This is a genomic window from Streptomyces sp. NPDC060035 (genome assembly GCF_042736635.1).
Taxonomy (GTDB): Bacteria; Actinomycetota; Actinomycetes; order Streptomycetales; family Streptomycetaceae; genus Streptomyces.
This window is the reverse complement of sequence record NZ_JBHWVO010000040.1, coordinates 14,770-33,615: the sequence shown is the minus strand read 5'-3', so window position 1 is coordinate 33,615 and position 18,846 is coordinate 14,770. Positions and strand designations below refer to the sequence as shown.

The window sequence follows — 18,846 nt, the reverse complement described above, 5'->3', positions numbered from 1 at the left end:
CCTTACGCGGCGGCGTCACCGTTCTTACGGCGCCGCACGATGAACATCGCGCCCGCACCGAGCACCACGGCCGCGCCGCCCGCGAGGGCGAACATCGGCGTGGAGGACGAAGAACCGGTCTCGGCGAGGCTGCCCGTGACCTGGCCGGCGTCCGCTTCGGAAGGCTTCTCGGACGGGGCCGGAACCTTGCCGCCCTCCTGGGGCTTCGTGCCGTCCTTGTCACCGGCCTTCACGATCTGGAACTTGTACGCGACGTCCGTGAAGCAGGGAAGGTCCTCTTCCTCGCCGAAGACGAGTCCGCCGCCGAGGCTGAAGCCGGCGCCGACCGGGGCAGTCGCCTGCACCTTGATGCGCAGGGATATGTCGACCTCGTACCCGGGCTTGATCGCGTCCGTCTCACCGACGTAGCCGGTCGAGACGCCCTCCTCGTTCAGGTCCTCCCACGTGCCCTCTTCCTCGTTGAGGGCCTGGAGGCGGACCTGCTTGCTGGTGAAGAGGTGGTCGCCGGCCTTGTCGGACGACGCGCCCGCGAAGAACCACACGTTCTTCACGGTCTTCTTCGAGTTGTTGTAGACGTTGAACGTGAAGGTGTCCCAGCCGCTGCCCCGGACGATCTTTCCGGAGAGACCGTTGATGGAGAGCTTGAGCGGGCGCGGGTTGCAGTAGCCGTCCTCATCCACCGGCTCCTCCGGGTCCTCGGTCTCCGAGGCGGTCGGAGTCGGGGTGGCCGACGGGGTCGCCGAGGTCGTCTCCGACACGGAGGGGCTCGGGGAGGTGATGGCCGTCTCGGTGGCGTCGGTGGACGTCGTCGCGGACGGGGAAGCGGACTCGGTGGTCCCGGCCGACGCGGTCTCGGACGGCGCGGTGGTGACCGACTCGGTCACGCTCGGGGTCGGAGTCGTGTCCGTAGCGAAAGCAGCCGGCGCCGAGAGCACGACGACCGGGGCGATGACAGCAGTGGCGGCAGCGAGTGCCATGGTGCGACGAAGCTTCATGGGGGCCTCAGCGGGTCCGTTGTACCGCGCGGGCTGCGGTACGGCGAAAGAAAAGGAGAACGGGCCTGCCGTTGTGGGGACGGAAATAGCCAGTGTGTTCGCCATGCATGACCCGTGATGGGGGGCGATGGTTGTCCCTCCTTTCACAGAATCTTTATGTGGTGCTCGCCACATGCGCCCCTCGTGCCCAATCCGTGATCTTGTCCAGCGCAACTCTTCGTACCGCTGCGGGGTCGAACTCGTGCTGCGTCACATGCAGTTGAACAGCACCTGTCGATCCCATCCCAGAGGTCTGCGATGACACGCCTTTCCCCGAGAACTGCGCTGCGCCGAACCGCAGGCGGCCTTGCCGCCGCCGGGCTGCTCGCAGCCGGGTCGCTCGCCGTCGGCACACCGGCGCAGGCCGCCGACCCCGCGTTCACGCTCGGCGGCCCGGCCGGGACGGCTCTGCACCCGTACCCGGCGACCGGGTCCCCGCAGAAGACCTCCCTCGGCTTCACCGTCAACAACCCGGTCCAGGACGAGGACGGCGAGGGGTACCGGGACGAGGTGACCTACACCCTCGACCTCAGCGGGATCGCGGGTATCGCCGACGTCTCCGTCGCCGAGGACACCGCTTCGGACTGTGAGATCACCGGCGCCACGGCCGTCTGCCACGACTACGGCGTGTACGCCGGGCTCAGCAGCATCGCCGACTTCGACCTCACCGCGGCCGAGGGCGGCAAGGACGGTGCGTCGGGCACGATCAAGGTGACCGGCTCGGCGGAGGGGGCCACGTTCGTCCCGTTCGCCACGAAGGTGACGATCGGCGGCCCCGACCTCGTCATGAAGCAGCTCCCCTTCGAGCAGCAGCTCGAGCCGGGTGACGTACAGCCGGCTCCGATCACCTTCACCAATCAGGGCACGACGGCCGCCGACGGTGTCCTGCTGACTCTGAGGTACTCGCGCGGCCTGGAGCTCCCCGAGCGCTATGCCAACTGCGAGTACAACGGAGAGGCCGGGGAAGGCCCGCAGGACGGGTTCGCCTGGTCCACCGCACTGTGCTCGGTCGAGGGCTCCTACGAGCCGGGCGTCACGTACACGCTGGCGGTACCGCTCTCCGTCAGGGCGACCGAGCGCGCGTACCTCGACACCTTCATCTACCGCATCAACGAGGACAGCGCGGCACAGCGCTCCGCGCAGCGCGCGGGCGCGCCGTTCACCCGGGGCACCGGCGCGGATCTGACCCTGAAGAAGGTCACGTCCTCCGCCCGCGGCGCGGACCTCAACCCCTGGGACAACCAGCAGGAGGCCGACTTCCGTACGGAGAACACCGCCGATTTCGTGGCGACCGGCGCGAAGGCGGCGGGCTCGGTGGGCGAGACCGTGGCGGCCAGGATCGGCTTCCGTAACGAGGGACCTGCCTGGATCGGCAACCTCCGTTCCGGCGAGCCCGTCGCCACGGTCGACTTCACCGTCCCCCAGGGTGCCGAGGTCACCGAGAAGCCGGACTCCTGCCAGGGGGTGACGGCTGCGGGCACGTACCGCGAGGAGCAGCTCGGCGCACCGCGCTACGTCTGCGACTCGTCGATGACCGTCCGCGACGGGGCCGAGATCGCGCTGCCCTTCGATCTGAAGATCACCGAGGTGATTCCGGGTGCTGCCGGCAAGGTCGATGTCCGTAACGCGCGGCTCAGCAACCCCGGCCTGCCGTTCGACCCGACCCCGGGCAACAACACGGCGCAGCTGGTTCTGAACGCCGAGGACTCCGGCTCCGAGGACACCGGCGGCACATCGGACGGCACCACCGCGGCGGGCGGCTCCACGGAGGGCACCACCGGCGGCACCACGGGCTCGACGTCCGGTACGACAGGCACCTCGTCCACCTCGTCCACCTCGGGCTCCACCGGAACATCCGGCTCCGCGGCGACGGACAACGGCGGCGGCCTCGCTTCCACCGGTTCGGTCGCGCTGCTGGCCTCCGGAGCGGCAGCCGTCGCCCTGGCCGCGGGCGGCGTGCTGTACGTGACGTCCCGACGCCGCGCCGAGCGGGGCTGAGAGCGGCCCGGGCACGCACGGTCACCCCGGCCGACGGTACGCACATGGGCGGAGGCCTCACCGCCGAGGGCGACGTGTCACGTCGCGTCGCGCTGACCCGGATGCGGCCGGTCCCGGGCGTCCCCGGGGCCGGCCGCAGTGGGGGTGACCGGGCTGCTGTCCCCTGCCGACCGGTCACACGCGCCGGGGTGCGGTCCCACGACGTACCTGCAGTACGTCACACACCCCGACGGAGCCACGCGTGGTTTCCTACCGCTGCCGCCCCTGGCTGGCACGGACATACAGACCAACGAGGCGGCACAGCGGCCGGTCACGCGCCGTACGGGTGAGACCGGGCCCGAACGCAGATACGGCCGTACAGCCTTCCCGGGCCTCACACCCGGCCCCGGCACAGCTCCAGCAGCGTCATGGCGAGCGCCGTCCCCGGCCTGCCCAGTGCGTCGCTGTAGTGGCTGAGGACGTCCATCTCGCGGGAGAGGTTCACCCGGCGGCCCCCGGAGGTGATCCGGGCCTCCTGGATGACCGCCGAGACGGCCATCCGTTCCTGGACGAGGCCGATGATCCGGTCGTCCAGGTTGTCGATGCGGGCCCGGGCGCCACCGATCAGGGCGGCGGCCTCGTCGGTGTGCGCGCCGGTCCGCTCGGCGGCGGTCTTCGTGGGAGCGGTGCTGTTCATCCGTGACTCCTGGTGGGGTACGGCCCCCCGGAGCGACAGGCCCGGAACGCCAGAACGCCCCGGGCCTGTCGGCCCGGGGCGCCTGGAACGTTGCTTGTCAGTTGCTCAAGCAGCACGACCATGGCAGCCGGCGGGCCGGGTGCCATAGGTAAAGACGAAGATCGTGTGCTGACGCATGGGGACAAGTATGGACCCCGTCCGCGGGCCGGGTCCACGCCGGGCCCGGATGGTGAGACGGGAGCCCGGCAGGGCGCGGTCCCACGGCCGGTAGAATTGGGAGGACCGACCCCTCTCCACCGCCGGAAGGCCGCCCCGTGCCAGCAGCGCCCCCCGCCGCCCCCGACACCACCACCGACGTGGTTCTGGTTGTCGACTTCGGCGCCCAGTACGCCCAGCTCATCGCCCGCCGCGTCCGTGAGGCCCGGGTCTACAGCGAGATCGTCCCGTCCACGATGCCCGTGGCCGAGATGCTGGCCAAGAACCCCCGCGCGATCATCCTGTCCGGCGGTCCGTCGTCGGTGTACGCGGAGGGCGCGCCCAGCCTCGACCGTGCGCTGTTCGAGGCCGGGGTCCCGGTCTTCGGCATGTGCTACGGCTTCCAGTTGATGGCCACCACGCTCGGCGGCACGGTCGACGACAACGGCGCCCGCGAGTACGGCCGTACCCAGCTCGCCGTCTCCAAGGCCGGCTCCACCCTCTTCGAGGGCACGCCCACGGAGCAGTCGGTGTGGATGTCGCACGGCGACGCCTGCTCCGCCGCCCCCGAGGGCTTCACCGTCACCGCGTCCACGGACGTCGTACCGGTCGCCGCCTTCGAGAACGACGAGAAGAAGCTGTACGGCGTCCAGTACCACCCGGAGGTCATGCACTCGACCTTCGGCCAGCAGGTCCTGGAGCACTTCCTCTACCGGGGCGCGGGCATCGAGCCGACCTGGACGACCACCAACGTCGTCGAGGAGCAGATCGCCCTGATCCGCGAGCAGGTCGGCGACAAGCGTGCCATCTGCGGCCTCTCCGGTGGCGTGGACTCCGCGGTCGCCGCGGCCCTCGTGCAGAAGGCCATCGGCTCGCAGCTCACCTGCGTGTACGTCGACCACGGCCTGATGCGCAAGGGCGAGACCGAGCAGGTCGAGAAGGACTTCGTCGCCGCGACCGGCGCGAAACTGAAGGTCGTCGACGCGGAGAAGCGCTTCCTCGACGCCCTGGCCGGTGTGTCCGACCCGGAGCAGAAGCGGAAGATCATCGGCCGCGAGTTCATCCGCGTCTTCGAGCAGGCCCAGCTGGAGATTCTCCAGGAGGACGGCCCCGAGGTCGCCTTCCTCGTCCAGGGCACCCTCTACCCGGACGTCGTCGAGTCCGGCGGCGGCACCGGCACCGCCAACATCAAGTCCCACCACAACGTGGGCGGCCTCCCCGACGACATCGAGTTCCAGCTCGTCGAGCCGCTGCGCCAGCTGTTCAAGGACGAGGTCCGGATGGTGGGCCAGGAGCTCGGCCTGCCGGAGGAGATCGTCCAGCGCCAGCCGTTCCCGGGCCCCGGCCTCGGTATCCGTATCGTCGGCGACGTCACCAAGGACCGGCTCGACCTGCTCCGCGAGGCCGATGCCATCGCCCGCGAGGAGCTGACCGCGGCCGGACTGGACCGCGACATCTGGCAGTGCCCGGTGGTCCTCCTCGCGGACGTCCGCAGCGTCGGCGTCCAGGGTGACGGCCGCACCTACGGCCACCCGATCGTGCTGCGCCCGGTGTCCTCCGAGGACGCCATGACGGCCGACTGGTCGCGTCTGCCGTACGAGACGCTGGCGAAGATCTCCACCCGCATCACCAACGAGGTCGCCGACGTCAACCGAGTCGTCCTCGACGTGACGAGCAAGCCGCCGGGGACCATCGAGTGGGAGTAGTCCCACCACGATCCACCCGGATCGTCCGGACCCGTGCCGGCGCCGCCGCCCCCCCCGGGGTGGCGGCGTCGCCGCTTTCCCGGCCTTCCCGACCGGAAACCGGTGGCCGGGTCCGCCGAGGCCGTGGCAGGATCCGCCCCTATGTCTGCCGACGAAGTCCGCGCCCTCATGTCCGCCCCGGGAAACGACCACCTCACCTGGAACACTCCGCTGTCCGAAGAGCACGCCGCCCGGCTGATCGCCGCCTGCGCACCCGTCCCGGGGGCGAGGATCGCGGATTTCGGCAGTGGCTGGGGCGAGTTGCTGATGCGTCTCGTGGCGGCGGCGCCCGGCGCCACCGGCGACGGGGTCGAGACCGACCCGGATGCCATGGCGCGCGGACAGCGGCTGGCAGGGGAGCGGGGGCTCACCGGCCGGGTGCGGTTCCATGAGGTGTCGGCGGCCGAATTTCCGGGGGACGGTTACGACCTGGCCGTCTGCATCGGTTCCTCGCACGCCTGGCCCGGCGGCACCCCCGAGACGCTCAAGGCGCTGCGGGCCGCCGTGCGGCCCGGCGGGCGGGTGCTGTTCGGGGACGGGTTCTGGGAACGGGAGCCCTCGGCGGCCGCACTGGAGGGGCTGGGTGCCGAGCCGGGTGACTTCGGCTCGCTCCTCGGCCTGGTCCGGCAGGCGGAGGCCGTCGGTCTGCGGCCGCTCCAGGTGACCGTCGCCGATCAGCGTGAATGGGACCTCTTCGAGTCCGCCGCCAATATCGGACAGGGCGAGCGGTGGGCGCTGGCCAATCCCGGACATCCGCTGCACGCCGAGGTGACCGCGGCCGTCGACGCCCGCCGTACCGGCTACTACGGGGATACCGCGGAACGCTCGGCCTTGCGTACCTTGTACTCAGCTCCTGACATTCGTACATGTGGACGACATGTACGCGCAGCCCGCCCCGATGCGGGACGGGCCCGTCCTGTACGGCACAATTCGCAGAAATCACAAGCGAGTTGCTTGTACCGATGCAGGGAAGGGCGGCGTTCTCCGTGGCATTGGACGAGGCGAGGGCGAGCAGCACGCACGGCGGTGGCTGTACGTGCGGCGGCTGCCCGCACGGAGCACGCGAAGGACACCGGCGCGCGGTGGCGGCCTTCCTCGCCAAACGTGACGAGCTGGCGGCCGGCGAGGGCCTGCCCGCCGGGGTCGCGCAGTCCGCGTCGGCATCCCGGCAGTGGGTATCGGACGAGCTGACCGAGTCCGCCCGGACGGTCGCCGAACGCAGCCGCGAGGCCGGTGACGCCTGGCTCCATGTGGTCTGGCAGCGCACCCTGGTCACCGTCTGGGGCGGCGTCGCGCTGCTCATCGTCGGCGAGGCCGTCACCGCCGTCGGAGCAGGCTGGTCCACCGCCCGCACCGCGGGTCTGGTCGCCGGACTCCTCACCGCGGGCCTGCTGACCGCCGCCGCCCGCCTCCACCGGTCCCGCGGCGGCCTGCTCGCCCCGCTGATCGGCGAGGACAACCGGCTCTCCACCTCGCGCACCGTCGCCGCCTCCTGGGTGCTGCTCGCCGTCTTCGCGGTGCTCGTCCTCGCCCTCCAGCTGGCCGGCGCATCCGACCACGGCGACCGGGACGAGCTGATCGAGGGACTGGACCTGGTGCGCTCCGCCGGAGTGCTGACCGTGCTCGCGCTGGTGTGTGCCGTCGCCGTTCTCGTACGCCGGGTGGTGACCGTACGCGTCCTGGGGCAGCGGCTGCAGAAGCTGCGCGCCGACCGGCCGCGGGCCGCCGACCTGCTCACCGACGACTCCGGGCGCGGCAGCTTCACCGACGTGCAGTACGTGCTCGTCAGCGCCGTCGCCGTACTCTTCGCCGCGGTCCGCCTCGCGCGCCGCCCGGAGCAATTGCCCGACCTGCCGTGGGGCCTGGCGATCCTGGTGGGCGTCTCGGCGGCGACGTACTTCTCCGGGAAGTACGCGGAGGGCGGCCGCCCGGTCATTCTGTCGGTCGTGCGGGCCCGGGAAGCCGGAGACCTGGACGCTCCGATCCGTACCGGCGACGACATCGAGATCCGCGGAGCGGGCTTCGTGCCGCCCGGGGCGGGGAGCCCGGACCGGCTCGCGCGCGTGGTCGTCAGGATCGGCCGGGTGCATGTCCACGTGCCGCTGATTCCGGTCGCCGGAGGCTTCGCCAACCCGGCCGACACGGTGCTCACCGTGCCGGTCCCGGTGGAGGTCGAACCGGGCGTCGTGGACGTCCAGGTCGTCACCGCGGCGGGTGTGGAGACCAACGCCTGCCCGATCGATGTCACGGACTGAGTCACAACCCTGGTGAGCAGCGCGTTCACGGCGTACGTATGGTCTGGTTGACGGGCCAACGGAAGGCGGAGCGGGCATGCATGGCTACGGCGGCGGTTCATACGGTCTGAACGAGCCGAGGAGTCTGCGGGAGCGGGCGAGGCAGTACGCGCTGCTGCCCCTGCGGATCTTCCTCGGAGTCACCTTCATCTACGCGGGGCTCGACAAACTGACCGACAGCGCCTTCATGGCGGCGAGCGGTGACGGTTCCATCGGCCAGCTGATGGAGGGGGTGCGCGACACCTCCGCGATCCCGGCCCTCGTCGACCTGGCGCTGAAGAGTCCCGAAGGCTTCGGATACGCCATCGCGTTCGGCGAGCTCGCCGTCGGCCTCGGCACCCTCGTGGGGCTGTGGGCCCGGCTCGCGGCTCTCGGCGGTGCGCTGATCTCGCTGAGCCTGTGGCTCACCGTGAGCTGGCAGACCGAGCCGTACTACTACGGCAACGACCTGATCTACCTCATGGCCTGGCTGCCGCTGCTGCTCGCGGGAGCGGCCGAATTCTCCGCCGACGCCTTCCTCACGTCCCGGCGGCGGCGCAACCGGTAACTCACCCACGTCACGGTCGCGGCCAGCCACAGGCCCCCGAAGAACACCGGGAAGAAGAACACCCACGGGACCGCCCACGCCCCCGCCGCGTCCGCCGCGTAACCGCCGGCCAGGGCGAGCATGACGACGCCCGCGACCGCGCGTCCGGGCCGGATCTCATGACGCAGCACGGGTGACCTCCAGCTGTCCGATGCCGACTTCCATGCTCAGCTCCACGGTGCCGGCCGGCTTGCTGCCCTTGACCGGTTCGAGGGTCTGCCTCGTTCGCCGGCTCGGGGCGACATCCACGTCCTCGCGGAAGCCGGTAGGCAACTGGATGTCCCCGAGGCCCGCTTCTGCGTGCAGCTTCACCGTCATTCCCTTCGGTACGACCACGAGCGCACGGCCCGCCCCGACCTCTATGCCGGTGCGCAGGACGTCGCCCTCGGGGACGGTGACCCGGGACAGGTCGAGCCGCGCGACCCCGGTGCCGAGCTCGTACCGCGGCTGGACCGCCGCGACCGAGGCCGGACGCCACTGCTTGCGGACCCACTCGGTGCTGATGTCCTTGGGGAGGGCAGCCGCACCCGCCAGCAGACCTGCTGTGACCATCGCCAGCATGATCGTGCCGAACCCGGTCCTGCCGAGGACCGAAGCGACCAGCAGACCGAGACCGAACACCGCGAGCGCGGCGGAGAGTCCGAACTGCAGGCTCGTCCCCAGCGGCTGGGTCCCCCAGCTCAGCCCCGTGCCCAGACCGCCCGCGACCAGCGCCAGCAGGAAGACGAGACCGCCGATCGACTGCGGGCCCCGAGTCCCCGGCGGACGGTAGGGGGCGCGGTAGGGAGCATCCGCGGTCGCCCTGCGCCTGCCGCGGTCAGCAGGGTCGAGCACCGCGTCCGCGGGACCCCACAGATAGCCGGGTCCGACCGGACCCGAGGTGCCGTCCTTGATGATCGGATCCCGCCACCACGACGGGCTGCCCGGCGTCGGCGGCGCCTTCACCTCGGGCGGTGCCCCGTGCCCGGTGGCGTGTGGCGCGCCTCCCGGCGCCTGCGCCGCCGCCTTGCCCGGCGGGTCCTCCGGCACCGCCGTCCTGCGGTGCTGTGTCCAGACGGAGAAGCCGATGACGGCCAGCGACAGCATCGCGGCGAACGCCAGCATCCCGCCGTTGTGCAGCATCGACAGGAGCAGCCCGCAGCCCACCAGCGCGAGCAGCAGCGCGATGAGCGACGCACCCTCGACCCGGCCCGACAGCAGTCTGCGCGCCTCGTTCTCCTCCTCGCCCTCCAGGGGGAGCAGCAGCCAGGCGAAGCCGTAGAAGATGAGCCCGATGCCGCCGGTCACGGCGAGGACACCGAGCACGATCCGGAAGATCACCGGGTCCACGTCGCAGTACCGGCCGAGCCCGCCGCACACCCCGGCCACCACTTTCTGCCGCGGGCTGCGCCGCAGCTGCGGTTTCGGCTCCGGTGGTGGCGCGACGCCGGGGGCGGCGTCCTGGGGAACGGTCATGGCTCCATGGTGACGGTCCGTACGCCCTCGTGGGACCCGCGACGACCCTGGCCGATCCCTGATATTGCTCCCGGACACCCCTCAGGGCGCTCCGGGAGCAGGGGCGGGAGCGGGAACACGCATCAGGGTTGCGTCCGGGGCCGACCCTGATGCCACAGCACGCCGGACCGTGTGACCATCGGTCCATGCCAGCCGCCACGACCCGAGCCGCAAGCTCCCACACCCTGGACCCGGAGGAGCCGCCGCTGCGCAAGCTGTACCGCAGCGCCGACGGACGGCTGCTCGGCGGCGTCGCGCGCGGGCTCGCCGGCCATCTGGGACTGCCCGTCGCCTGGGTCAGGTTCGTCTTCCTCGGGCTGTTCTTCGCGGACGGTCTCGGAGCCCTGCTCTATGCCGTGTTCTGGATCGTCGTCCCGCTCGGCGTCGGCGGCGTCGGCGGCGTCGAGACGCGTTCCCTGTTCGAGACGGCCCCGGACGGGCGGCGCAGACTCCGCAAGCCCGACAAGGGCCAGGTCTTCGCCCTCGTCGCGCTGCTGGTCGGTGCCGTGATCTTCGTCGGCAACGTCGACATGGGCAGCAAGGCCGACCGCTACATCTGGCCGACGCTCCTGATCGGCGCGGGCTCCGTCCTGGTGTGGCGCCAGGCCGACAACGCGCGGCGGGCCCGCTGGATCGAGGTCGGCCGCCGCCGCCGTGTGCTGCACCTGGCCCGGGGGCTGGCGGGCGTCGCCCTGGTCGGCCTCGGCCTCGCCGTCTTCATGGTGGTCCGCGGCTCGGCGGCCCAGCTCGGCAATGTGCTGACCGCCGCCATAGCCGTACTGACCGGCATCGCGCTGCTCGCCGGCCCCTATCTCGTGCGGATGACCCAGGACCTCTCCGAGGAACGGCTGATGCGCATCCGGGCCCAGGAACGTGCCGAGGTCGCGGCCCACGTTCACGACTCGGTTCTGCACACGCTCACCCTGATCCAGCGCAACGCGGACGACGGCAGTGAGGTCCGCAGACTCGCCCGCGCCCAGGAACGCGAGCTGCGCAACTGGCTGTACAACCCGGAAGGCACCGGCAAGGACGAGGACGACGAACCCGGGACGCTCGCCGAGGCGGTCAAGCGTGCCGCCGCCGAAGTGGAGGACAAGCACGGCGTCCCGCTGGAGGTCGTCGTCGTCGGTGACTGCCCGCTCGACGAGAAGCTGGCGGCGCAGATGCAGGCCGCACGCGAGGCAATGGTCAACGCCGCCAAGTACGGTGGCGAGGGCGGCGCCGTCCAGGTTTTCGCGGAGGTCGAGGGCCGCACGGTCTTCGTCTCCGTACGGGACCGGGGACCGGGGTTCGACCTGGATTCCGTCCCGGGCGACAGGATGGGCGTACGAGAATCAATCATCGGCCGGATGCAGCGCAACGGCGGTACGGCGCGACTGCGTTCGGTGCCCGGCGGGGGCACGGAAGTCGAGCTGGAGATGGAAAGGGCGAGTCAATGACCGAGAACACCGAAGCGACCGGGGGCCCGGAGCGCCGGGTACGGGTCGTGCTCGTCGACGACCACCGGATGTTCCGTACCGGGGTCCAGGCCGAGATCGGCCGCACCGAGGAGACCGGGGTCGAGGTCGTCGGCGAGGCCGCGGACGTCGACCAGGCAGTCACCGTGATCACCGCGACCCGCCCCGAGGTCGTCCTCCTGGACGTCCACCTTCCGGGCGGCGGCGGGGTCGAGGTGCTGCGGCGCTGCGCACCGATGATGGGTGCCGTGGAGAACCCGGTGCGCTTCCTGGCACTGTCGGTCTCGGACGCCGCCGAGGACGTCATCGGAGTCATCCGCGGCGGCGCCCGCGGCTATGTCACCAAGACCATCACCGGCAGCGACCTGGTCGACTCGGTCTTCCGGGTACAGGACGGCGACGCGGTGTTCTCCCCGCGGCTGGCCGGCTTCGTCCTCGACGCCTTCGCCTCCACGGACGCACCGCCGGTGGACGAGGACCTGGACCGGCTGACGCAGCGCGAGCGCGAGGTGCTCCGGCTGATCGCACGCGGGTACGCGTACAAGGAGATCGCCAAGCAGCTGTTCATCTCGGTGAAGACGGTCGAGTCGCATGTCTCGGCGGTGCTGCGGAAGCTCCAGCTGTCCAACCGGCACGAGCTGACCCGGTGGGCGACGGCGCGGCGGCTGGTCTGAGTCAGCGGCCTTCCGTTTCGAGCGAGATGTTGATCTTCTCGCCGATCCTGCGGTAGCCGATGCCTGCGTAGATCCGCTCGACCTCGGGGCTTCCCGGCTCCAGCCAGACGGTGGAGCAGCCGCGCTCGAAGGCCTTCGAGGTCAGCCAGGCGGAGAGCGCGGCGCCGATACCTCGGCGGCGGAAGGGGTCGGCCACAGCGAGGCCGGCCAGTTCGCTGATGCCGTCGACGGGGATCGAGCAACCGCCCGCTCCGGCGGGCTCGGCGCCGAGCAGGGCCAGCGCCGCGACGCCCTGGCCGGCCACCGCGTTGCGCAGCCAGGCGATCTCGCCCTCGTCGGGGCCGCCTTCGCCGCCGAAGCCCGTGTGCTGGACGGCGGCGGCCGCGGTGAACTCATCGTCGGTGACGGGTTCGGCTGTGTGGAGCCCGTCCACCGGCTTCGGCGGAAGGAAACCGGCAGGGGTGCAGGCCAGCACAGGGGCGTGGTTCTCCACGGTGAAGCCGGCGGCCAGCAGGGCCGGTTCGACGGCGGGGGCCCAGGAGGGCAGGTACTCCAGGCGCGGCAGCCGGTCCCGCTCGCGGAATGCCGCGACGAGGTCGTCGACGTCCCCGGCGGTGGGTTCGGCACCGTGGTCGGGGATGGCGTAGTTGGCGTACTTCAGCTCCCAGCCCGGGTTGTGGCGCACGGTGAACGGGCCCACCCGGTAGTGGTCGGGGGAGCGGAGGGTGAGCGTGCGCGCGTAGTTCTGGACATCGGTGTCCATCGGCACGGGGAGCCTTCTCTCTCTCGCTGGGCCGGTCGGCGCGGAGCCTATGCCACCCGGGTTGCTCCCGCGAAAGGCATTTCGCTGATCGGTGCGATGCGGACCGGCGCGCCGGGGCGCGGGGCGTGGATCATCTGTCCGCCGCCGATGTACAGCCCGACGTGTGTGACGCCGGAGTAGAAGAAGACCAGGTCTCCCGGGGCCAGTTCCGAGCGGGAGACGCGACGGCCCGCGTTGATCTGCGTGTACGTGGTGCGGGGCAGGGAGACGCCTGCGGCGCGCCAGGCGGCCTGGGTGAGGCCGGAGCAGTCGAAGGAGGAGGGGCCGGTGGCGCCCCAGACGTACGGCTTGCCGAGTGCCTCGTACGCGAAGCCGACGGCCTGTGCCGCGCGGGCGTTGGGGGCGCTGACGGAGCCGCGCGGGGTGCTGCGGTCGGCGCGGAAGGCGGTGCCGCCGTGCTGGGCGTCGGCGGAGCGCTCGTAGTCGGCGCGCTGGGCGGCGGTGAGGGTGGCCAGGAGTGCGCGGGCGTCGGCCAGCTTGGCGCGGACCGCGCTCCGGTGCCTCTTCAGGTCGGCCTGGCGGTCCGCGAGCGCGGCGAGCTCCTCCTTGGCCCGGGCGCGCAGTTGGGCGACCTCGGTGACCTGCCTGCGGACGCCGTTGACCGCACCGGCCTGCCGGTCCCCGGCCCGGTCCAGGTAGGAGGCGCGCTCCAGGTACTGGTCGGGGTCGGAGGAGAGCGCCAGCTGGACGGCGGGGTCGAGACCGCCGCTGCGGTACTGCGCGGCGGCGAACGATCCGAGGGCGTTGCGCGAGGCGTTGAGGCGCTCCGTCCTGCGGGCGGCCTCGTCGCGCAGGGCGTCCAGGGACTTGGCGGTGGCGGTCGCCTTCTCCTTCGCGCCGTTGTACTTCTCGGTGGCCACCTCGGCGTCGTGGTACAGCCGGTCGACCTTGGACTTGACCTGGGCCGGGGTGAGTTGGGGCTCGGCCTGGGCGGCGCCCTCGAAGGCGGTCGCGGTAGCCGCCCCGGCGAAGGCCAGAGCGGCTGCGGTGCGGGCAGCAGGTCCGGTGAACGGGCGCTGCTTGGGCTTGCGGTGAGCGGCTTTGCGCTGGGCGGCCACGGGGGCGTGGGTCCTTCCGTTCGACTGCCCGTCGGGGGGTACCGGCGGGCCCGCCGGTACCGGCGCCGGGCCACCACAGGGGGGAGTGGCCCGCCGCCGGAACCTGGCGGGGCGACCGGGGTGCCGCCCGGTACGGGGCGGCGGTGAAGAGTCGGTCACCTGGGAGGGACGCTAAACCCGGGGCATGAGGAAGAGTCGGAATGACAGCTATTGCCTCAATGTGACGTTTCGATCTCCGCAAGTGACCGGAAGAATCAGCTGTTGTCGGGCAATTCGCGCAGGTCGAGCGTCAACTCGTACGGAAGTAGTACCTGGCCGACGAGCGGTGGTATGGCCGCGGCTACGCTGCGGCCATGGACGTACTCATCAATGTCTTCGTGGCCCTGCACATCATCGGGATCGCCTCTCTGCTGGGCGGATTCCTCACCCAGATGAAGGCCATGGGAGACGGCACCGCGCGCTTCGGGCCCGCCATGCTGCACGGTGCACTGACGATGCTCGTCACGGGTGTTGCCCTGGTCGGGCTCAACCAGGCCGACGACCAGCCGGTGAACAACGTCAAGATCGGTATCAAACTGCTGATCCTGGTCGTGATCCTGGCGCTCGTCTATGTGAAGCGGGACGAGGAGAAGGTCGCCAAGGGTGCGTTCGCGGCGGTCGGCGGGCTGACGGTCGCCAATATCTTCATCGCCACACTCTGGACCTGAGCCCGGCTGCCTTCCGGGCCCGGTGCCTACCGGGCCCGTAGGCATCCCGTGCGTCTGTGTGTCTCTGCTTCCGTGCGCTCGTGCGTCTGTGGTGCTTCTACGCGGGGCGAACGCTGCCGTAGATCGGCATGTAGTAGATCGATTCCTCGCGCACGTTCGCACCCGGCTTCGGCGCGTGGATCATCATCCCGTCGCCCTTGTAGATGCCGACGTGACTGATGTCGTCGTAGAAGAAGACCAGGTCCCCCGGCTTCAGGTCCGCCGTGGCCACCCGGGTGCCGACCTCGACCTGGTCCCAGGTCGTGCGGGGCAGGTCGACGCCCGCCGCCTTCCACGCGGCCTGCGTCAGCCCGGAGCAGTCGTACGAGGACGGGCCCGTCGCACCCCAGACGTACGGCTTGCCGATCTGGTCCCGCGCGAAGGCCAGCACCTTGTCCGCCTTCGACGCGTAACTGCTGTCGGAGCCGGTGCCGGTTCCGGTGTCCGCCTCCCCCTGCGAGGCCTCCTCCTCGGCCGCCCGGTCGGCCTCCGCCTTCGCGGCGGCGGCCTGCTGGCGCGCGAGCTCCTCCGCCTTGCGCTCGGCCTCCGCCTCCTTCTTGCGTTCCAGCTCCGCGAGCCGCGCCTTCTCCTCGGCGGTCAGCTCCGACAGCAGCGTGCGTGCCTCGGCGAGCTTGCTCTGTACCTGCTGCTTGCTGGTGCGCAGCGTGGTCTGCGACTCGGTCAGCGTCTGCAGGCTCTTCGTCGCCTCGACCCGCTTGGTCGCCGCCTCGCTCTGCTGCGTACGGAAGTCGGCGACCGCCTTCTGCTGCTGGCTGGTCATCCGCGCCATCAGCTGGTCCTGGTCGAAGTAGGACTGCGGGTCGTCGGCGAGGAAGAACGTCGCGGTGGGGGCGATCGCACCGCTGCGGTACTGCGCGGCCGCGTAGTTGCCGAGTTCCCGGCGCGTCTCGTTCAGCTTGTCGGCGCGCTTGGCCGCAGCCTCGAGGAGCGCGTCGACCTTGGAGCGCTGCTGGGTGGAGGCGGTTTTCGCCATGTTGTACTGCTGGGTCGCTGTTCCCGCCTGCCGGTAGAGGTTGTCGACCTTCTTCTGCACTTCCTCGATGCTGGGCTTGGGCGCTGCCGGGGCGGCCGTCGCGCTCTGTGTGGAGAGCAGGGTGACGGAGGCGAGCGCCGCCGTCGTGAGCCCGACGGCAGGGGTGGTGGTGCGCATACGGGTGCGCGGCTTGCGATGCGACGCCAAGGCCGGCATCTCCTTCCGTGGACCGCCTACCGGGTTAGCTGTCGGGTTCGGGCGGAACGGAAGGCTGCCCTACGGTCCAGCGGGACGGACCGATTCACCCCGGTGCTGCGTGTGGGTCCCCGGTTCCGGACTCCCGCTCGGGAGTGACGGATTCGGCGGGGGTGCCCGCGCGGCGTGGTTCGCCTCAAGGGGGTACGGGTCACCCGTCGGAGCACGCTAGCCAACCCGTGGTGTCCCTGTGAAGGTTGATGTTCGATATGCCCGATACATTTTCGTGACCTTTCTGGATTACCCGGTCCCGCGGCGGGAAGAGCCGCCGAATTCCTACGCACCGTGGGTGATCCGTCTCCGTGCGCGCACGGATCGGGTCCTCGTGCGGAATGCGGCCCCGGGGTGTCGGTGCGGCGGCCTAGACTCGTCAGGCGATGAGCAGCCTCTTTGACGACAGTTTCCTGACCGGCCTCCAGCAAGCGGACGAGGGCCCCCCGCCACCCCCCGAGGACCACGCACCCGAAGCGGTGCCGGAGGATCTCTTCGGGGGTGTCTTCGACGGGCCCCCGCCGGCGCGCGAGGCCTACTATCGCGACGGCGCCCCGCGCCCCGTCATCGACTCCGCCGCGCTGCTCGACGGGCTGAACACCGAGCAGCGGGCCGCCGTCGTGCACGCGGGTTCCCCGCTCCTCATCGTCGCCGGGGCGGGCTCGGGCAAGACCCGGGTGCTGACGCACCGGATCGCGCATGTGCTGGCCGAGCGCGGGGTGCACCCGGGGCAGATCCTCGCGATCACCTTCACGAACAAGGCCGCGGGCGAGATGAAGGAACGTGTCGAGCAGCTCGTCGGACCGCGCGCCAACGCCATGTGGGTCATGACCTTCCACAGCGCGTGCGTGCGGATCCTGCGCCGCGAGTCGAAGCTCCTCGGTTTCACCTCGTCGTTCTCGATCTACGACGCCGCCGACTCCAAGCGGCTGATGGCGCTGGTCTGCCGCGATCTGGACCTCGACCCGAAGCGCTACCCCCCGAAGTCGTTCACGGCGAAGGTCTCGAACCTGAAGAACGAGCTGATCGACGAGGAGACCTTCGCCGGGCAGGCCGCGGACGGGTTCGAGAAGACGCTGGCCCAGGCCTACGCGCTCTACCAGGCACGGCTGCGCGAGGCCAACGCCCTGGACTTCGACGACATCATCATGACGACGGTGCACCTGCTCCAGGCGTTCCCCGATGTCGCCGAGCACTACCGCCGCCGCTTCCGGCACGTCATGGTCGACGAGTACCAGGACACCAACCACGCGCAGTACACCCTCGTACGCGAGCTGGTGGGTCCGGCGGGCGAGGCCGACGCCCCGGGCGAGCTGTGCGTCGTCGGTGACGCGGACCAGTCGATCTACGCCTTCCGCGGCGCGACCATCCGCAACATCCTCCAGTTCGAGGAGGATTACCCGGACGCGACCACGATCATGCTGGAGCAGAACTACCGCTCCACGCAGACGATCCTGTCCGCGGCCAACGCCGTCATCGAGCGCAACGAGAGCCGCCGCCCCAAGAACCTCTGGACGAATGCGGGCGCCGGCACCCGGATCACCGGCTATGTCGCCGACACCGAGCACGACGAGGCACAGTTCGTCGCCGACGAGATCGACCGGCTGACGGACGCCGGGGACGCGAAGGCGGGCGACGTCGCCGTCTTCTACCGTACGAACGCCCAGTCCCGTGTCTTCGAAGAGATCTTCATCCGTGTCGGACTGCCCTACAAGGTCGTCGGCGGAGTGCGCTTCTACGAGCGCAAGGAGGTCAGGGACGTTCTGGCCTACCTCAGGGTCCTCTCCAACCCCGAGGACACCGTCCCGCTGCGCCGCATCCTCAATGTGCCCAAGCGGGGCATCGGTGACCGGGCCGAGGCGATGATCGACGCCCTGTCGATGCGCGAGAAGATCTCCTTCCCGCAGGCGCTGCGCCGTGTCGACGAGGCGTACGGCATGGCGGCCCGCTCGTCGAACGCGGTGAAGCGGTTCAACACGCTGATGGAGGAGCTCCGCACGATCGTGGAGTCCGGTGCCGGACCGGCGGTCGTGCTGGAGGCCGTCATGGAGAGGACCGGCTATCTCGCCGAACTCCAGGCCTCCACCGACCCGCAGGACGAGACCCGGATCGAGAACCTCCAGGAGCTCGCCGCCGTCGCCCTCGAGTTCGAGCAGGAGCGGGCGGAGGAGGAGGGTGCGGGCACGCTCGCCGAGTTCCTGGAGAAGGTCGCGCTCGTCGCCGACGCCGACCAGATCCCCGACGAGGACGAGGACGGGTCCGGTGTCATCACGCTGATGACGCTGCACACCGCCAAGGGTCTCGAATTCCCGGTGGTGTTCCTGACGGGCATGGAGGACGGCGTCTTCCCGCACATGCGCTCGCTGGGACAGGTGAAGGAGCTCGAGGAGGAGCGCCGGCTCGCCTATGTGGGTATCACGCGTGCCCGTGAGCGGCTGTACCTGACCCGGGCCGCGATGCGCAGTGCGTGGGGTCAGCCCGCGTACAACCCGCCGTCGCGGTTCCTGGAGGAGATCCCGGACGAGCACCTGGAGTGGAAGCGCAAGGGGCCGATGGCCGCTCCGGCGGGACCGACGTCGGGGATCACGTCGTCGCTGTCCTCCTCGCGCTCCAAGTCGGGGCCCTCGGGCTTCGCGACCCGGCGCACCTCGGACAAGCCGGTGGTCACCCTGGTGGTCGGGGACCGGGTCACGCACGACCAGTTCGGTCTGGGCACGGTGACGGCGGTCGAGGGGTTCGGCGACCAGGCCAAGGCGACGGTCGACTTCGGGGACGAGCGACCGAAGAAGCTCCTCCTGCGGTACGCGCCGGTCCAGAAGCTGTAGG

General features: G+C 70.7%; 15 protein-coding genes, 1 pseudogene and 1 riboswitch. Of the genes and pseudogenes, 9 read left to right on the top strand and 7 right to left on the bottom strand.

Annotated elements, in window-relative coordinates; translation table 11 throughout:
* Nucleotides 1-2 precede the first annotated feature (2 nt).
* The gene (locus ACFWBQ_RS35430; protein WP_385507125.1) at nucleotides 3-995 is read right to left on the bottom strand and encodes an LAETG motif-containing sortase-dependent surface protein; all 993 of its coding nucleotides are present in this window, start codon (nucleotides 993-995) and stop codon (nucleotides 3-5) included.
* A 297-nt stretch (nucleotides 996-1,292) separates the two neighbouring features.
* Here ACFWBQ_RS35430 and ACFWBQ_RS35425 point away from each other — a divergent pair, with 297 nt between their 5' ends.
* Entirely contained in the window at nucleotides 1,293-3,032 is a 1,740-nt protein-coding gene (locus tag ACFWBQ_RS35425) for a peptidase (protein WP_385507121.1), read from the top strand.
* 373 nt (nucleotides 3,033-3,405) lie between these two features.
* Here the strand turns inward: ACFWBQ_RS35425 and ACFWBQ_RS35420 are convergent, their stop codons facing one another.
* Nucleotides 3,406-3,708, bottom strand: a complete 303-nt coding sequence (locus ACFWBQ_RS35420) for a chorismate mutase (RefSeq protein WP_385507119.1) — start codon at nucleotides 3,706-3,708, stop codon at nucleotides 3,406-3,408.
* Between the two features lie 314 nt (nucleotides 3,709-4,022).
* On the opposite strand from ACFWBQ_RS35420, the gene guaA reads away from it, so the two are divergent.
* The 4 genes and pseudogenes from guaA to ACFWBQ_RS35400 all read left to right on the top strand — a co-directional run bounded on the left by guaA (nucleotide 4,023) and on the right by ACFWBQ_RS35400 (nucleotide 8,489).
* Nucleotides 4,023-5,609 carry a glutamine-hydrolyzing GMP synthase gene (gene guaA / locus ACFWBQ_RS35415; protein ID WP_385507117.1) on the top strand — a complete coding sequence of 529 codons (1,587 nt, stop codon included), beginning with the start codon at nucleotides 4,023-4,025 and terminating at the stop codon, nucleotides 5,607-5,609.
* 141 nt (nucleotides 5,610-5,750) lie between these two features.
* Nucleotides 5,751-6,505: pseudogene (locus tag ACFWBQ_RS35410) on the top strand (SAM-dependent methyltransferase).
* A gap of 129 nt (nucleotides 6,506-6,634) precedes the next feature.
* Nucleotides 6,635-7,903, top strand: a complete 1,269-nt coding sequence (locus ACFWBQ_RS35405) for a hypothetical protein (protein ID WP_385507114.1) — start codon at nucleotides 6,635-6,637, stop codon at nucleotides 7,901-7,903.
* 76 nt (nucleotides 7,904-7,979) lie between these two features.
* Nucleotides 7,980-8,489 carry a DoxX family protein gene (locus ACFWBQ_RS35400; RefSeq protein ID WP_385507112.1) on the top strand — a complete coding sequence of 170 codons (510 nt, stop codon included), beginning with the start codon at nucleotides 7,980-7,982 and terminating at the stop codon, nucleotides 8,487-8,489.
* Here ACFWBQ_RS35400 and ACFWBQ_RS35395 read toward each other — a convergent pair.
* Together ACFWBQ_RS35395 and ACFWBQ_RS35390 are read right to left on the bottom strand one after the other, a co-directional pair.
* The gene (locus ACFWBQ_RS35395; RefSeq protein WP_385507110.1) at nucleotides 8,396-8,659 is read right to left on the bottom strand and encodes a hypothetical protein; all 264 of its coding nucleotides are present in this window, start codon (nucleotides 8,657-8,659) and stop codon (nucleotides 8,396-8,398) included. The two genes, ACFWBQ_RS35400 and ACFWBQ_RS35395, sit on opposite strands and share 94 nt — an antisense overlap.
* Nucleotides 8,646-9,983: a PspC domain-containing protein gene (locus tag ACFWBQ_RS35390; RefSeq protein WP_385507108.1), complete on the bottom strand. Its 1,338-nt coding sequence runs from the start codon at nucleotides 9,981-9,983 to the stop codon at nucleotides 8,646-8,648. The genes ACFWBQ_RS35395 and ACFWBQ_RS35390 overlap by 14 nt, the downstream gene beginning before the upstream one ends.
* Nucleotides 9,984-10,168: 185 nt before the next feature.
* On the opposite strand from ACFWBQ_RS35390, the gene ACFWBQ_RS35385 reads away from it, so the two are divergent.
* Both ACFWBQ_RS35385 and ACFWBQ_RS35380 read left to right on the top strand, forming a co-directional pair.
* Nucleotides 10,169-11,461 (top strand): PspC domain-containing protein, encoded by a 1,293-nt coding sequence (locus tag ACFWBQ_RS35385; RefSeq protein WP_385507105.1) that lies wholly within the window; start codon nucleotides 10,169-10,171, stop codon nucleotides 11,459-11,461.
* Nucleotides 11,458-12,153, top strand: coding sequence for a LuxR C-terminal-related transcriptional regulator (locus ACFWBQ_RS35380; RefSeq protein ID WP_385023028.1), 696 nt, complete (start codon nucleotides 11,458-11,460; stop codon nucleotides 12,151-12,153). The genes ACFWBQ_RS35385 and ACFWBQ_RS35380 overlap by 4 nt, the downstream gene beginning before the upstream one ends.
* 1 nt (nucleotide 12,154) lies before the next feature.
* Here ACFWBQ_RS35380 and ACFWBQ_RS35375 read toward each other — a convergent pair whose 3' ends face one another.
* Both ACFWBQ_RS35375 and ACFWBQ_RS35370 read right to left on the bottom strand, forming a co-directional pair.
* Complete coding sequence (locus ACFWBQ_RS35375) at nucleotides 12,155-12,916, bottom strand: GNAT family N-acetyltransferase (RefSeq protein WP_385507150.1); 762 nt, start codon at nucleotides 12,914-12,916, stop codon at nucleotides 12,155-12,157.
* A 47-nt stretch (nucleotides 12,917-12,963) separates the two neighbouring features.
* Nucleotides 12,964-14,034 (bottom strand): NlpC/P60 family protein, encoded by a 1,071-nt coding sequence (locus ACFWBQ_RS35370; protein ID WP_385507102.1) that lies wholly within the window; start codon nucleotides 14,032-14,034, stop codon nucleotides 12,964-12,966.
* A gap of 353 nt (nucleotides 14,035-14,387) precedes the next feature.
* Here ACFWBQ_RS35370 and ACFWBQ_RS35365 point away from each other — a divergent pair, with 353 nt between their 5' ends.
* On the top strand, nucleotides 14,388-14,741 hold the full coding sequence (locus ACFWBQ_RS35365) for a hypothetical protein (protein WP_385507099.1): 354 nt from the start codon (nucleotides 14,388-14,390) through the stop codon (nucleotides 14,739-14,741).
* A 97-nt stretch (nucleotides 14,742-14,838) separates the two neighbouring features.
* Here ACFWBQ_RS35365 and ACFWBQ_RS35360 read toward each other — a convergent pair whose 3' ends face one another.
* Nucleotides 14,839-15,990: an NlpC/P60 family protein gene (locus ACFWBQ_RS35360; protein WP_385507098.1), complete on the bottom strand. Its 1,152-nt coding sequence runs from the start codon at nucleotides 15,988-15,990 to the stop codon at nucleotides 14,839-14,841.
* Nucleotides 15,989-16,149: riboswitch (cyclic di-AMP (ydaO/yuaA leader) on the bottom strand. It overlaps the preceding gene by 2 nt.
* Nucleotides 16,150-16,406: 257 nt before the next feature.
* On the opposite strand from ACFWBQ_RS35360, the gene pcrA reads away from it, so the two are divergent.
* Nucleotides 16,407-18,845, top strand: a complete 2,439-nt coding sequence (gene pcrA / locus ACFWBQ_RS35355) for a DNA helicase PcrA (RefSeq protein WP_385507095.1) — start codon at nucleotides 16,407-16,409, stop codon at nucleotides 18,843-18,845.
* Nucleotide 18,846: the final 1 nt, after the last annotated feature.